This window comes from Streptomyces sp. NPDC048111 (assembly GCF_043202815.1).
Lineage (GTDB): Bacteria > Actinomycetota > Actinomycetes > Streptomycetales > Streptomycetaceae > Streptomyces.
Genome location: NZ_JBIDBD010000004.1, coordinates 310,148 through 325,946, shown reverse-complemented (window position 1 = coordinate 325,946; position 15,799 = coordinate 310,148). Strand labels below are relative to the sequence as shown.

Here is a 15,799-nt window from a genome sequence, read left to right as displayed (position 1 = left end):
CATCGGTCCGGCCCATTGGCCCCACTCACCCCATCAGTCGCGGGCGGGCTCCACAGCTGCCCTGCTCTCCTCGTACCGGCCGTCCAGTTTGGAGACCAGACCGGTGATCTGACGGGCGATGTCCGGAGCGGTCAGGCCGATCTCCGTCATGACCTCGCCGCGCGATGCGTGGTCGAGGAAGCGCGGCGGGATGCCGAAGTCGCGCAGCGGCACGTCCACGCCCGCGTCGCGCAGCGCCTGGCTGACGGCCGAACCGACGCCGCCCACCCGGCTGTTGTCCTCGACGGTGACCACGACGCGGTGCTTCTCGGCGAGCGGCGCCATGGCCTCGTCGACCGGCTTGACCCAGCGCGGGTCGACCACGGTCGTCGAGATGCCCTGGGCGTCGAGCAGATCGGCGATCTCCAGACACATCGGCGCGAGCGCGCCGACCGAGACCAGGAGCACGTCGGGACGCGTGGCACTCTCGGCGGGCGCGCGCAGCACGTCCATGCCGCCGATGCGGCCGACGGCCTGGACGGCGGGGCCGACCGCGCCCTTGGAGAAGCGCACCACGGTCGGCGCGTCCTCGACCTCGACGGCCTCGCGCAGCTGGGCGCGGACCTGATCGGCGTCGCGCGGGGCGGCGATCCGCAGACCCGGCACGACCTGGAGGATCGACATGTCCCACATGCCGTTGTGGGACGCGCCGTCGGTGCCGGTGACCCCGGCCCGGTCGAGCACGAAGGTCACCCCGCACTTGTGCAGGGCCACGTCCATCAGGACCTGGTCGAAGGCCCGGTTGAGGAAGGTGGCGTACACCGCGAAGACCGGGTGCAGGCCGCCGGTGGCCAGGCCGGCGGCGGAGACCGCGGCGTGCTGCTCGGCGATGCCCACGTCGTAGACCCGCTCGGGGAAGGCCTTGGCGAACTTGTCGAGGCCGACCGGCTGGAGCATGGCCGCGGTGATCGCGACGACGTCCGCCCGCTCCTTGCCGAGCTTGACCATCTCCTCGCCGAACACCGACGTCCAGTCCAGGCCGGAGGTGGAGACCGGCAGACCGGTGTCCGGGTGGATCTTCCCGACGGCGTGGAAGCGGTCGGCCTCGTCGGCGAGGGCCGGCTGGTAGCCGCGGCCCTTCTCGGTGAGGCAGTGCACGATGACGGGGCCGCCGAAGCGCTTGGCCCGCTGGAGCGCCGACTCCAGGGCCTCGATGTCGTGCCCGTCGATGGGGCCGACGTACTTGAGGCCCAGGTCCTCGAACATGCCCTGCGGGGCGATGAAGTCCTTCAGGCCCTTCTTGGCGCCGTGCAGCGTCTCGTAGAGCGGCCGGCCCACGACCGGCGTGCGCTCCAGGAGGTCCTTGCCCCGGGCCAGGAAGCGCTCGTAGCCGTCGGTGGTGCGCAGGGTGGCCAGGTGGTTGGCGAGGCCGCCGATGGTCGGCGCGTAGGAGCGCTCGTTGTCGTTGACCACGATCACCAGGGGCCGGTCCTTGGCGGCGGCGATGTTGTTCAGCGCCTCCCAGGCCATGCCGCCGGTGAGCGCGCCGTCGCCGATGACGGCGACCACGTGGTCGTCCTTCTTCAGGACCTCGTTCGCCTTGGCGAGGCCGTCGGCCCAGCCGAGGACGGTGGAGGCGTGGCTGTTCTCGATGACGTCGTGCTCGGACTCGGCGCGCGCCGGGTATCCCGACAGGCCGCCCTTCATCTTCAGCTTCGAGAAGTCCTGCCGCCCGGTGAGCAGCTTGTGGACGTAGCTCTGGTGTCCGGTGTCCCACAGGACCCGGTCCCGGGGGGATTCGAAAACGCGGTGCAGTGCGATGGTCAGTTCCACCACACCGAGGTTCGGACCGAGGTGTCCACCGGTCTTGGAGACCGCGTCCACCAGGAAGGTCCGGATCTCTGCCGCCAGCTGGTCGAGCTGCTCCGGGCTGAGCCGGTCAAGATCGCGCGGTCCCCTGATACGGGTAAGCAGCGGCACCCGTGCCTCCTTGCATCCGTGCTGGTCGAGCATGCCGATCCGTTGAGTCTAATGTTCCGTCCGCGACCGTGGTCGCAGGGCGGTGAGTTCCGTGTCACCCGGACGGCCCGCACCCCGGGCCGCGCACAGACGTGCCCGGCACCTTGGCGGCACCGGGCACGTCGGGAACGGGGCTGGTCAGGCGCGGCCCGCGGACTTCTGGGTCTTGCGGGTGACGGCGTCGATGATCACGGTGATCAACAGCACGCCACCGGTGATCATCTGCTGAACGGCGGCGGCGACGCCCTCGAGGGCGAGGCCGTACTGGATCGAGGTGATCACCAGCACACCGAGGAGCGCGTTCCAGGTGCGGCCGCGGCCGCCGAAGAGGCTGGTGCCACCGATGACGGCCGCCGCGATGGCGTTCATCAGGAGGTCGCCGCTGCCCGCGCCCTGGTTGGCCGCGCTGATCTTGGACGCGATGAACAGGCCGCCGACGGCCGCGAAGGTGCCGGAGATCGCGTAGACCGAGGTGCGGACCATCACGATGTTGATACCGGCACGGCGGGACGCCTCGACGCTGCCGCCCAGCGCGAAGATCATGCGGCCGTACGAGGTCCGGCGGAGCACGAAGTCGGTGAGGATCAGCACCGCGAGGAAGATCACCACGGCCAGCGGCAGGCCCTTGTTCTGGTTGAACATGAAGGCCACCGCGAAGGCCACCACGGCGAGCAGGACCGTGCGCAGCACGATCTCGTTGAGCGGGCGCGAGGGCACGCCCGCGGCCTCACGGCGACGGCCGTCGAAGAACGCCGACAGGAAGTAGACGGCGACGGCGACCGCCGCGGCGCCGTAGGCCACCGCGATGTCGCTGAAGAAGTAGTTCGACAGGTTGTAGAAGATGCCCGAGCCGTTGGTGTTGATCGTGCCGTTGTCGCCCAGGATCTTCAGCATGAAGCCGTTCCAGAACAGCAGACCGGCCAGCGTGACGGCGAAGGCGGGGACGCCGATGCGCGCGAAGATGAAACCGTGGATGGCTCCGGCGACGGCACCCGTGAGGATCGCCAGGACCAGCGCCAGCCACTCGGGCACGCCGTGCAGGATGCTCAGCACCGCGAAGGACGCACCCGCCACACCGCTGACGGAGCCGACCGACAGGTCGATCTCGCCGAGCAGCAGCACGAACACGATGCCCACCGCGATCATGCCGGTGCCGACCATGGCGACCGAGATGTCGGAGAGGTTGCCGGCGGTGAGGAAGTTCGCGTTCAGGCTCTGGAAGACGATGCAGATGATGATCAGGCCGACGATGACGGGCAGCGCGCCCAGCTCACCGGCCCGCACCTTGCGCTTCAGCTCCCCGACGTAGCCGGCGAAGCCCTGCTCGCGCACGAGCAGGCGCGGGTCCACCGCAGTGGAGGCGGCCGCCGCCGCGGGCGGCGCGTCCACGGGGGCCGTGGCGGGCTTGCCCAGGTCGGCCGGGGAGGTCTTGTCGGTGTTCACTTCTGGACCTCCGCGTTGCGCGCCGCACGGCGGGTCACGGCGTTGTCCGTGGCTCCGGTGATGGCGGAGATGATCTCTTCCTGCGAGGTGGTCTTCACGTCGAAGACCCCGTTGTTGCGGCCGAGCCTGAGCACCGCCACCTTGTCGGCGACGGCCTTCACATCGGCCATGTTGTGGCTGATGAGCACGACCGCGTGGCCGCGCTCGCGCAGCCGCTCGACGAGGTCGAGCACCTGGGCGGTCTGCTCGACGCCGAGGGCCGCGGTCGGCTCGTCGAGGATGACGAGCTTGGGCTCGCCGAGCATCGAGCGGGCGATGGCCACGGTCTGGCGCTGGCCGCCGGAGAGCGAGGCGATCGGGATGCGCACGCTCGGGATGCGGATCGACAGCGTGGTGAGCAGCTCGCGCGAGCGGCGCTCCATCTCGACCTCGTCGAGGACGCCGCGCTTCTTCAGCTCGCGCCCGAGGTAGAGGTTGCCGACGACGTCGATGTTGTCGCACAGCGCGAGGTCCTGGTAGACGGTCGCGATGCCGAGGTTCTGGGCGTCGTGCGGCTTGCTGATCTGGACGGCCCTGCCTTCCCACTCGATGACGCCGTCATCGATGGGGTGCACACCGGCGATCGTCTTGACCAGCGTGGACTTTCCGGCGCCGTTGTCGCCCACCAGGGCGACCACTTCACCGGCGTGGACCTCAAGCTCTACGTCGGTGAGCGCCTGAACGGCACCGAACCGCTTGGAGACCCCGCGCAACGCCAACACGGGCGTAGCGGACACGTGAACCATCTCCTTCGCCGCCTGACCGGCGGGGATGCCGCGCCCGGAGGGGTGGGGGCGCGGAGGTCGAGCAGAAGAGAACAGAAAGAACGGGGAACTGCGAGGTGAAACGTTCCGTCCGGCGCCCCCGCCGCAGCGGGGAAGAAGAGCGGGCCAGGGGCGCCGGAGGGCTTTCGGGGGGCTCAAGTCCCTTGCTGGGCAAGGGACTTGGCGCCAGGAACTACTTGACGCCGGCCGTGTCGCAGGCCGCCTTGAAGGCGGAGGTGCAGATCTCGGCGACCGTGTAGATCTTGTCCTTGATCACGGTGTCGTTGACGTTGTCCTTGGTCAGCGAGACGACCGGGACGATGTTGGACGGCACGCCCTTCGTGGTGGGCGAGTCCATCTTCTTCGGCGCGAGCGAGCCGAGGTCCTGGCCCTTGGCGAGCTTGACCGCCATCTCGGCGGCGATCGCGTCCTCCTGCGGGTAGGACTTGTACACGCTCATGTACTGCTCACCCGACAGAATGCGCTGCACACCCGCCAGCTCGGCGTCCTGGCCGGTGACCGGGGGGAGCTTGGCGAGGCCGGCCGCCTTGAGGGCGGTGATGATGCCGCCGGCCATGCCGTCGTTGGCGGAGTAGACGCCGATGACCTTGTCCTTGCCCAGGGCGGAGAGCGCGCCCTCCATGTTGGCGTTGGCGTTCTCGGGCTTCCACTCCTTGGTGTCGTACTCCTTCCCGATGTTCACCTTGCCGTCGAGCTCGGCGTGGGCGCCCTTCTTGAAGAGCTTGGCGTTCGGGTCGGTGACGGCGCCGTTCATCATGACGATGTCGCCGGACTTGGCCTTGTCGCCCAGGGCCTGGAGGAGGGCCTTGCCCTGCACGTGGCCGACTTCCTCGTTGTCGAACGAGACGTAGGAGTCGATCGGGCCCTCGGCGAGGCGGTCGAAGGCGACGACGGGGATGCCGGCGTCCTTGGCCTTCTTGACCGAACCGGCGATGGCCTTGGAGTCGACCGCGTCCACGATGAGGGCGTCCACCTTGTTGGTGATCATCGTGTCGGCCTGCTGGTTCTGGGTCGTCGCGTCCTGCTTGGCGTTCGCGTAGACGATCTGGCCCTTGCCGTTGGTCAGTTCCTTGACCTTGGCCTCGATCAGCGGCTTGTCGAACTTCTCGTAGCGCGCGGTCTGGTTCTCGGGGAGCAGCAGACCGATCTTGAGGTCGTCGCCCTTCTTCGCGCCGTCGGACGACTTGGTGCCGCCGCCCGACTCCTTGGCGCTGCCACAGGCGGCGAGCGAGACGGCCATCGCGGTGGCGGCAACGGCAACAGCGGCACGACGCATGTTCGTGTTCACTTCAGAAACCTCCCTGACGAGGCCGCGACGTTGCGGCCGAGGTGGCTGGAAGTCAACTCGGCGTTAAGCCCACCGTCAAGGAGTAAATCCTTAACGAGATGACAACGGTGCCATCCGTTATCTAAGTGAAGGCAGGAGCCGAGGCCGGAAGCGCACTGTCCAACAGGGTCGAATCGCCCATTTCACTCAGCACCAGGGCGAGCGCGCCCAGCACCTCCGCGCGTCCGCCGAGCGCCCCCGGCAGCACCGACAACTGCCGTGCCGCGCTGGGGATCGCGTACCGCGAGACGGAGTCCCTGATGGGCCCGAGCACGAGCTCCCCGGCCTCCGCGAGGTCGCCGCCGAGCACGACCCGGCTGGGGTTGAGCAGATTGCAGAGGTTGGCCACGCCGCTGCCGATGTGCCGCCCGACATCGCCCACGACGCGACGGCACCCGGGGTCGCCCTCGCGGGCCATCCGGACCACCCGCTCCATGGTCAGATCGGCTCCGTGGCTGGATTGCAGCAGGGGCAGCACATAGCGGGCCGCCGTGAACGTCTCCAGGCAGCCGCGGTTGCCGCAGCGGCACACCGGACCCGACTCGTCCAGGGTGATGTGCCCGATCTCCCCCGCGGTGCCGCCGGGGCCCCGGTAGATCTGGCCGTCTATGACCAGGCCGGCGCCGACACCGCTGGCCACCTTGATGTACGCCAGGTCCCGCACCCCGCGCCCGCTGCCCCACACCAGCTCGCCGAGCGCGCCCAGGTTGGCGTCGTTGTCGACGTACACGGGCACGCCCAGGCGTCCGGAGAGCTCCTCGCTCGGGTTGATGCCCGTCCAGCCCGGCAGGATCGCCGTGGAGCCCAGCGTGCCCGACTCCACGTCGATGGGCCCCGGCACGCCGAGACCCACTCCGATGACCTTGTCCTGGCCGATGCCGGTGGCCGCGATCAGCCGTTTGACCAGCTCTTCCGCCCGGTCGAAGCCCTGCGCGGACGAGGCGTCGACATCGAGCGGCTCGGACTCCTCGGCGAGCACCTGGTGGGCCAGGTTGCCGACCGCGACCCGCAGGTGCGTATGGCCGAAATCGACCCCGATGACGATGCCGGCCGAGCCGCTGAGCGAGACGCTGCGGGCCCGGCGGCCGCCGGCCGAAGTGGGGGTGACCTCGACGGTCCCGCCGTCCTTCAGCTCGCGGACGATGTTGGAGACGGTGGCCGCGGACAGTCCCGTCGTCCGCGCGATCTCGGCCTGGGTGAGCGAGCCCGCCATGCGCACGGCACGTACGACCCGCTCCAGGTTGGCCCGGTGCAATGACGTCTGCGACCCCGGAGTCTCCATCGACTCATCCACTCCCGCCGTAGGCGGACGGCACGACGGCCGCCCCCGCACGGAGCCGCAGCAATGAGGCCCCGTCTTTTCTCCAACATGTGAACCCTAAGCTCAGCCTTCTGGGTGGTCTCCCGTCAAGACCTGAGCAGACGCCGTGCGGATCGGGGAACGCGCGACCGCCCGTGGGCACGGGGCCCACGGGCGGTCGGGAGGGTACGGCGTCCGGTGCGCGGCGCTACTTGAGCGCCCCCGCGGTCAGGCCCGCCTGGACCTGCTTCTGGAAGACGACGTAGACGGCGAGCACGGGCAGCATCGCGATCGACAGGCCCGCGAAGAGCGCCCCCCAGTCGCCCTGGTAGCCCTGCTGCACCGCGAGGTCCGCCAGGCCCTGGGTGAGCACCCAGTTCTTGGTGTCGCCCTGGTTGAGCACCAGGGGCAGCAGGTACTGGTTCCACTGGCCGAGCACGTTGAAGATGCCGATGCTGATGATGCCGGGCTTGGCCATCGGCAGCATGATCTGGAAGAACGTGCGGGTGTGCGAGGCCCCGTCGATCAGCGCGGCCTCGGCGACGGTGGTCGGCAGCGTCCGGAAGAACGCCGTCATGAAGAACACCGTGAACGGCAGCGAGTACGCGATGTAGATGAGCACCAGGCCGGGCAGCGTGTTCAGGATGCCCAGGTTCTTGGTGACGAAGAAGAGCGGTACGAGCACCATCACCACGGGGAAGGCCATGCCGCCCACGAACAGGAAGTAGATGAACCTGTTGCCGGGGAACTCGAAGCGGGCCAGCACATAGGCCGCCATCGAGCCGAGCAGCATCGTGCCGAAGGTCGAAAGACCCACCACGAAGGCGGTGTTGAGGAAGTAGCGCCCGATGTTGGCCTTGCTCCAGGCCCGCGACCAGTTGTCGAAGTGGAGCTCGGAGGGCAGTGACCAGGGGTGGGTCAGGATGTCACCCGAGGTCTTGAACGAGCTCCACAGCGCCCACAGCAGCGGTACGCCCACCATGAGCGCCCAGACCAGCAGGAACACGTGGGAGAAGGCGTTGAGCACGCCTCCCTCGCTGCTGCGCCACTTCCAGCGGGCGGCGCTTGCGGTGGGGGCGGACGACGACTGCTCGCCGTCCACCTTCATCGTTTCGGTCGTCATCGCGCCGTCCCTAGAATTCGATGCGCTCGCGGCGCGAAAGACGCATGCTGAGAATGGCGAACACCAGCGTCACGATGAGCATCGCGACACCCATGGCGGCGGCCATTCCGTACTGGCTGTTGTCCCGGAACGCCGTCTTGTAGAGGAGCAGCGGGACCACGTCGGTGGATTCGTCGGGACCGCCGACGTTCACGGACATCAGCTGTACGTAGATGAACGCGTCCATCGCGATGATGCCCATGTAGACCCAGGCGGTGGCCACCGTGTCCCGCAGCAGCGGCAGGGTGATCCGGAAGAAGGTCTTGACGCGCGAGGCGCCGTCGAGCAGGGCCGCCTCGTAGATCTCGCCCGGGATGGAGGCCATGCCGGCGGAGAACAGGACGACGTAGAAGCCGACGTTCGCCCACACCATCACGACCATGATGCAGATCAGCGCGATGCTCGAATCGCCGAGCCAGGACTGCTGGAGCGAGCCGAGACCGACGTCGGCGAGCAGGGAGTTGAGCATCCCGTTCTCGGTGTCGGGGTTGTAGATCTGTTGCCACAGGATCGCGATGATCGTGATCGAGAGGACCTGCGGGAAGAAGAAGATCACCTTGTAGAGGCCGGAGCCCCGCACGCCGGCGACCCCCGCAGAACCCCTGCGACGGCCGCCGACATTCAGCATGAAGGCGAAGAAGAGACCGAAGGCCAACGTGACGACCGGCACGCACAGCAGCAGGAGGACGTTGTGCCACAACGCCTTCCAGAACAGTTCGTTGTGGATCAGTTTCTGATAGTTGTCCAGACCGATGAAGTTCTTCTCGGGGGTCAGTCCGCTCCAGCTCGTCATGGAGATCTGGAAGTCCTGGAGGAACGGCGAGATCACGAGGACCCCGTAGAGCGCCAGGGGAATTGCCAGGAATCCGATGATGAACCGGTACTTGCCGTGTCGCATGTCGCCGGTCGCTCTCGTCTCAGCCAGTGGGGTTGAGCGCCCTCGTCAGAGGTGCTTGAACTTCGGGACGGAGGAGTCCTTCTTGGTGTCGTCCGACGCCTTCTGCGCCTTGTCGATCCACTCGGCCGCCTTGATCTTGCCGCTGAGCAGATCAAGCGTCAGGTTTCCGATGGTCTCGTTGTTGAGCTTCTTGTACCAGTCCTGGAGGCGGGAGTTGAGGACGTTCGGTCCGGCGGCCTTCAGGGCGGCGTTCGCGGAGGTCAGGCCCGGGGTCAGGGAGAGGCCGTCGGCGGCGCCCTGAACACAGGTCAGCGACTTGATCGCGTTGGTGAAGTTGGTGGTCTGCTTCTTGCTGAGCATGATGCGCAGCAGTTCCATGCCACCGGTCGGGTTCTTGCCGTCCTTGGCGACGATGAAGGGCTCGCCGGCCGCCGCGTACAGCGCTCCGAAGGGCAGCTTGTCGCTGGGGCCCGAGCCGATGAGGGAGCCGACCGCGAGGTCGAAGTCCTTCGGCATGGTGGGCGCGGCCTCGTTCTCGACCCAGGAGCCGTCGGCCACCATCGCGGCGCGGCCCTGCGTCCAGGCGGTCTGCATCTGGATATGGGTCATGCCCTCGGAGCCCTGGAGGAAGTAGCCCTGCCCGGCCAGCTCCTCGTAGTACGAGATGACTTCCTTGACCGCGTCGGTCTTGAAGGCGCCGTCGTCGAGGTTGTCGATCGCGTTGAGCGCTTCCTTGCCGCCGACCTTGCCGATCTGGTGCAGCAGGTCGAAGTGCACGTAGTACGGGTACTTGCCCGGGTAGGTGAAGGGCGCGATGCCCGCCGCCTTGATCTTCTTGCACAGCGCCAGCATGTCCGAGAAGGTCTGCGGGTACGTCCAGCCCTTCTCCTTGAACAGCTTGTTGGAGTAGAAGGTGCCGTAGACGGTGAACGCGTAGTTGAACGCGTACATCTCCTTGGACCCGAACTGGCCCTGCTCGACGGTGCCGGCGATCAGGACGTCGCGGACCTTCTTCGACGGGTCGTCGATGGTCGGCGCGTCCAGGAGCGGGGTGAGGTCCTGGAGCTTGCCGGTCTTGGCGAGGGCGGCGGTGTCGAGGTTGTCGGCGCCGGAGTTGTCCATGAAGTCCGGCGGGGTGCTGCTGGCGAAGCGCGGCTGGAGCTTCGGGCCGATGGCCTGGGTGCCGGTGTGCTTGACCGTGATGCCGTACTTGGCGTTGTAGTCGGCCTCGGCGGACTTGATGTAGTCGTCACCGAAGCCGCCCTTGAAGACGAACGCCTCAAGAGCCGTGCCCTTGTTGACGCCGAGCGGATTGTCCGCCGACTTGGTGCCCTGGGAGCTGGGCTTTTTGGTGCTGTCGCCGCTGTCGGAACTCGCACACGCGCTCAGCAGTGACGTCGCCGGCACAGCCAGCAGGCCGATTGCCATGGCCCGCTTGAGTGCGTCACGGCGGTTGATCTCGGATCCCATGCTCAAGTCCTCGCCTTCTCCAGGACTCATGCGGTGCAGCGGAATCCGCCGGCGCCCGCGAACAGTTGAAGCGTGAGTGATGCCGTACATCCATCGCGGAGGCTGCCCGGTCCCGGGCCGACCGGCCCGCACGCGTTCCCCCCCGCCCGCGTTCAGCGGGTTGCCCGGACGCCGACAGGTATAGTCCACTTCCCGTCAACTGAGCAAGATCGAAAGCACTGTTGGCCGACAGTCTTTCCCGAGTTGAGACCTCGGAGATATATCCGTTGGTACGTACCAATGGAGACGGGGCTGCTCCTTTTGACGCGCATTACACACCTTGACGTCTGCATTGCCCTGCCGATTCCGGCCATCCATTCCTTCCCAACACCCTTGACACCGCCCGGCACTTGCCGCGCTACTGGTTCCTGCGTTTCCGCTCTGACAACGTTGTCCACCTCGCGCCCGCCCCTTCCGGCGGACGCCGAAGGAAAGGGCCCGCATGCTGCCCAGATACCGGTACCGACGAGCACCGGCCGCCGCCCTGGCCGCCGCCTCGTTCCTGCTCGTAGTGACGGCGCAGTCGGCCGTCGGGGCGCCGGCGGACGGCCGGTCCGCCCCGCCCGGCGGCCGGTTCAGCACCTCGTTCGAAACCGGCCAGCCCCAGCCGGACTGGACCGACACGGTGGACACCGACCGCGCCGGGGCCCAGCGGTCCTCGGGGGTCGACGGCGCGTTCGCCAGCGGCATACCGGGCAATGTGACGGACAAGGTCACCGAGGTGCGGGCCAGCGCCGAGAACACCGGCGGCGGCGAGGTGAAGGAGAACCTCGTCGACGGCCAGCCCAGCACCAAGTGGCTCGCCTTCCAGCCGACGGCCTGGCTGGAATTCGATCTGTCCGAACCGGTGAAGACGGTCACCTACGCGTTGACGTCTGCCAACGACGCCCCCGAACGCGACCCCAGGGACTGGACGCTGAAGGGCTCGGCGGACGGCAAGGACTGGAAGACCCTGAACAGCCGCAGCGGTGAGAGCTTCAAGGACCGCTTCCAGACCAGGACGTTCGACATCGCCAACACCACGGCGTACGCGCACTACCGGCTGGAGATCACCGCCAACGGCGGCGCCCCGATCACTCAGCTCGGCGACCTCCAGTTCTCCAACGGCGACACCAGCACCCCGACCCCGCCCTCCATGCTGACCCGGCCGGACCGCGGCCCCGGCGGCTCCCCCACCGCCAAGGCCAACGCGGGCTTCACCGGCAAGCGGGCGCTGCGCTACGCCGGCACCCACACGGCGGCCGGCCGCGGCTACTCGTACAACAAGGTCTTCGACGTGGACCTGCGGGTCGGCCGGGACACCTCGCTCGACTACAAGATCTTCCCCGCGATGGCGGAGACCGACCTCGCCTACCCCGCCACCAACGTGTCGGTGGACCTCGCCTTCACCGACGGCACCTATCTGAGTGATCTGAAGGCCCTCGACTCCCACGGCGGGGTGCTCAGCCCGCAGGGCCAGGGCGCCGCCAAGACGCTCTACGTCAACCAGTGGAACGAGGTCTCCTCGGCGATCGGCACGGTCGCCGCGGGCCGGACGGTCGACCGGATCCTGGTGGCGTACGACTCGCCCAAGGGGACGGCCGCCTTCCAGGGCTGGATCGACGACCTCACCCTCGCGCCGAAGAAGCCGGCCAAGCCGCTCGCCCACCTCGCGGACTACGCGCTGACCACCCGGGGCACCAACTCCAGCGGGTCGTTCTCGCGCGGCAACAACTTCCCCGCGACGGCGGTCCCGAACGGCTTCAACTTCTGGACGCCGATCACCAACGCCGGCTCGCAGGACTGGCTGTACGACTACGCGCGGCGCAACAACGCCGACAACCTGCCCACCCTCCAGGCCTTCGGCGCCAGCCACGAGCCGAGCCCGTGGATGGGTGACCGGCAGACCTTCCAGGTCATGCCGTCGGCCGCGGCCGGCACGCCCGACGCCTCGCGGACGGCCCGCGCGCTGCCCTTCCGCCACGAGAACGAGACCGCGAAGCCCTACTACTACGGCGTCACCTTCGAGAACGGTCTGCGCACGGAGATCACGCCGACCGACCACGCGGCGATGATGCGGTTCACCTATCCCGGTGACGACGCGAGCCTGATCCTCGACAACGTCACCAACCAGGGCGGCCTCACCCTGGACGCGGCGAACGGCTCCTTCACCGGGTTCTCGGACGTCAGGAGCGGGCTGTCCGCGGGCGCCGGGCGGCTCTTCGTGTACGGCGTCTTCGACGCGCCCGTCACGGCGAGCGGCAAGCTGCCCGGCGGCGGGGGCGCCGACGTCACCGGTTACGCGCGCTTCAAGGCAGGCAAGGACCGCACGGTGACGCTGCGGATCGCGACCTCCCTCATCAGCGTCGACCAGGCGAAGGCGAACCTGGCCGCCGAGATCCCCGCGAAGGCCCGCTTCGACACGGTCAGGGACCGGGCGCGCCAGGCCTGGGACCGGATCCTGGGCCGCATCGAGGTCGAGGGCGCCTCGCAGGACCAGCTGACCACCCTCTACTCCTCGCTCTACCGCCTGTACTTGTACCCCAACTCCGGCTACGAGAAGGTCGGTTCGAAGAACCAGTACGCCAGTCCGTTCTCGCCGAAGACGGGCGAGGACACGCCCACGCACACCGGGTCGAAGGTCGTCGACGGCACGGTGTACGTCAACAATGGCTTCTGGGACACCTACCGCACCACCTGGCCCGCCTACTCCCTGTTCACCCCGAAGAAGGCCGGCGAGATGGTCGACGGCTTCGTGCAGCAGTACAAGGACGGCGGCTGGATTTCGCGCTGGTCCTCGCCCGGCTACGCGGACCTGATGACGGGCACCAGCTCGGACGTCGCCTTCGCCGACGCCTACGTCAAGGGCGTGAAGTTCGACGCCGAGGCCGCGTACGAGGCGGCCCTGAAGAACGCCACGGTCGCCCCGCCCTCCTCGGGCGTCGGCCGCAAGGGCATGGACACCTCCCCCTTCCTCGGCTACGCCCCGACCTCCACCCCCGAGGGCCTGTCCTGGTCGATGGAGGGCTATGTGAACGACTACGGCCTCGCCAGGATGGGCCAGGCCCTGTACGCGAAGACGAAGAAGCCCCGGTACAAGGAGGAGTCGGCGTACTTCATGGGCCGCGCCCAGAACTACGTGAAGCTCTTCGACACCAAGGCGGGCTTCTTCCAGGGCAAGGACGCGAGCGGTCAATGGCGCGTGGACAGCGCGAAGTTCGACCCGCGCGTGTGGGGCTACGACTACACCGAGACCGACGGCTGGGGCTACGCCTTCACCGCCCCGCAGGACTCGCGAGGCCTCGCCAACCTGTACGGCGGGCAGGCCGGTCTGGCCCGGAAGCTGGACGCCTACTTCTCCACCCCTGAGACCGCCTCGCCCCAGTTCACGGGTTCCTACGGCAGCGTCATCCACGAGATGACCGAGGCGCGGGACGTGCGGATGGGCCAGTACGGGCACTCCAACCAGGTCGCCCACCACGTGACGTACATGTACGACGCGGCGGGCGAGCCCGCCAAGGCGCAGGAGAAGATCCGCGAGGTGCTGCGGCGCCTGTACAACGGCAGCGCGATCGGGCAGGGGTACCACGGCGACGAGGACAACGGCGAGCAGTCGGCCTGGTACGTGTTCTCGGCGCTCGGCTTCTATCCGCTGGTGATGGGCAGCGGCGAGTACGCGATCGGCTCGCCCCTGTTCACCAGGGCGACCGTCCATCTGGAGAACGGCCGCGATCTGGTGATCAAGGCGCCGAAGAACAGCACGTCCAACGTGTACGTGCAGTCCCTGAGGGTCAACGGCAAGGCGTGGAACTCGACGGCGCTGCCGCACGACCTGCTCGCGCGGGGCGGCACCCTGGACTTCGCGATGGGCCCGAAGCCGTCGGCGTGGGGCACGGGCAAGAACGCGGCGCCGGTCTCGGTGACCAAGGACGACAAGGTGCCGGCCCCGCCGTCCGACGCGATCACCGGCTCCGGCCCGCTGTTCGACAACTCCTCCGCGACCTCGGCGGAGTTCGGCCCGACGGACCTGCCCGTGAGCAACACCACGCGGGCCACGCAGTACACCCTGACGTCCGCGACAGCCGGAAAGGCGCCTTCCGGTTGGGTTCTCGAAGGGTCACAGGACGGCACGAAATGGACCGAGTTGGACCACCGCACCGGCGAATCCTTCACCTGGGACCGGCAGACTCGGGTGTTCTCGATCCATTCGCCGGGTTCGTATGCGCGTTACCGAATCGTCCCGACGACCGGGTCCTCACTGGCGGAATTGGAACTACTTGCGTCATCTGCAAAGTAGTTGACATGCAAAGATCCCGTGGAAGGATCCAGAAGATATCGCGTTGCGCCTCGATCAGGTACGACGCGCTCTAACTCGACATGGAGAAATACGTGGCCATACTTTCCGGCCGTAAGGGCGGTCGCGCCCTGTCCCGCATCGCCGTCGCGGCGATCGCCGCAGCGCTCGTGGGCACCACCGCGGGCGTGGCGTCCGCCGACAGCGTGCCGTCCAGCGCGGCGAAGGCAGCTCAGACGGCGCAGAAGTCCGCCCAGGCCAAGGCCAACAAGTTCGGTTCCGCTGCCCCGCGCAGCTCCGCCGCGAGCGGCGAGGTCCCGGCGGCCGAGACGTTCCCGCTGATCGCGGCGGACGCTTCGGGCCAGGGCTACTACTACTCCCCGAACGGGGTGGGCGGCTTCGGCGAGCGCTTCAACCTCAAAATCTCGTACAAGGACATCAGCCAGGCCACCAAGGTAGACAACAACAAGGACGGCGTCTTCGACGCCTTCTACGAGGTCTACACCAACGGGCACCTCGCCTTCGACAACGTGGACGGCACCGTGACGGACCTGGGTGCGGGCTGGGACGCCTACAACCTGATCCTCACGCCGGGCGACCTCGGTGGCGCTCCGGCCGACGACCTCCTCGCCCGTGACAAGTCGGGCGTCCTGTGGCTCTACACGGCCAAGGGCGACGGCTCGTTCACGCCCCGCGTCAAGCTGGGTGCGGGCTGGGGCGCCATGACCAAGATCGCCGGTCGTGGTGACATGAACGGTGACGGCAAGGCCGACATCATCGCCGTCGACACCGCCGGCACCGGCTGGCTGTACCCGGGCACCGGCAACTGGGCCGCCCCGTTCGGCAACCGCGTCAAGCTCGGCGGCGGCTGGAACACCTACAACAAGCTGGTCGGCATCGGCGACCTGGACTTCGACGGCAAGGTCGACCTCTACGGTCGCGACGCCGCCGGCAACCTGTGGTTCTACGCGGGCACCGGCACCACCGCCGGCGCGCCCTTCAAGGACCGCGTCAAGGTCGGCACCGGCTGGAACGGCATGCGCCTGATGTTCTGATCCACCGGAT

The 15,799-nt window shown here is 68.0% G+C and carries 10 protein-coding genes; 2 read left to right on the top strand and 8 right to left on the bottom strand.

What is annotated here, in order from left to right; genetic code table 11:
• Window positions 1–33 precede the first annotated feature (33 nt).
• From dxs to ngcE, 8 genes are all read right to left on the bottom strand, one after another.
• Entirely contained in the window at window positions 34–1,959 is a 1,926-nt protein-coding gene (gene dxs / locus ACGF3I_RS11430; RefSeq protein WP_393130557.1) for a 1-deoxy-D-xylulose-5-phosphate synthase, read from the bottom strand.
• A 177-nt stretch (window positions 1,960–2,136) separates the two neighbouring features.
• Entirely contained in the window at window positions 2,137–3,441 is a 1,305-nt protein-coding gene (locus tag ACGF3I_RS11425) for a sugar ABC transporter permease (RefSeq protein ID WP_393130555.1), read from the bottom strand.
• On the bottom strand, window positions 3,438–4,226 hold the full coding sequence (locus ACGF3I_RS11420) for an ATP-binding cassette domain-containing protein (protein WP_393130553.1): 789 nt from the start codon (window positions 4,224–4,226) through the stop codon (window positions 3,438–3,440). The genes ACGF3I_RS11425 and ACGF3I_RS11420 overlap by 4 nt, the downstream gene beginning before the upstream one ends.
• A 211-nt stretch (window positions 4,227–4,437) precedes the next feature.
• Window positions 4,438–5,541, bottom strand: coding sequence for a sugar ABC transporter substrate-binding protein (locus tag ACGF3I_RS11415; RefSeq protein ID WP_393130626.1), 1,104 nt, complete (start codon window positions 5,539–5,541; stop codon window positions 4,438–4,440).
• Window positions 5,542–5,674: 133 nt separating this feature from the next.
• Complete coding sequence (locus tag ACGF3I_RS11410) at window positions 5,675–6,874, bottom strand: ROK family transcriptional regulator (RefSeq protein ID WP_393130551.1); 1,200 nt, start codon at window positions 6,872–6,874, stop codon at window positions 5,675–5,677.
• Between the two features lie 226 nt (window positions 6,875–7,100).
• Window positions 7,101–8,015, bottom strand: a complete 915-nt coding sequence (locus ACGF3I_RS11405) for a carbohydrate ABC transporter permease (RefSeq protein ID WP_393130549.1) — start codon at window positions 8,013–8,015, stop codon at window positions 7,101–7,103.
• 10 nt (window positions 8,016–8,025) lie between these two features.
• Window positions 8,026–8,952, bottom strand: coding sequence for a carbohydrate ABC transporter permease (locus tag ACGF3I_RS11400; RefSeq protein WP_393130547.1), 927 nt, complete (start codon window positions 8,950–8,952; stop codon window positions 8,026–8,028).
• Window positions 8,953–8,997: 45 nt separating this feature from the next.
• Window positions 8,998–10,422 (bottom strand): N-acetylglucosamine/diacetylchitobiose ABC transporter substrate-binding protein, encoded by a 1,425-nt coding sequence (gene ngcE / locus ACGF3I_RS11395; RefSeq protein ID WP_393130545.1) that lies wholly within the window; start codon window positions 10,420–10,422, stop codon window positions 8,998–9,000.
• 481 nt (window positions 10,423–10,903) lie between these two features.
• On the opposite strand from ngcE, the gene ACGF3I_RS11390 reads away from it, so the two are divergent.
• Complete coding sequence (locus ACGF3I_RS11390) at window positions 10,904–14,737, top strand: GH92 family glycosyl hydrolase (protein ID WP_393130543.1); 3,834 nt, start codon at window positions 10,904–10,906, stop codon at window positions 14,735–14,737.
• Between the two features lie 92 nt (window positions 14,738–14,829).
• Window positions 14,830–15,789 carry an FG-GAP repeat domain-containing protein gene (locus ACGF3I_RS11385; protein WP_393130541.1) on the top strand — a complete coding sequence of 320 codons (960 nt, stop codon included), beginning with the start codon at window positions 14,830–14,832 and terminating at the stop codon, window positions 15,787–15,789.
• Window positions 15,790–15,799 lie beyond the last annotated feature (10 nt).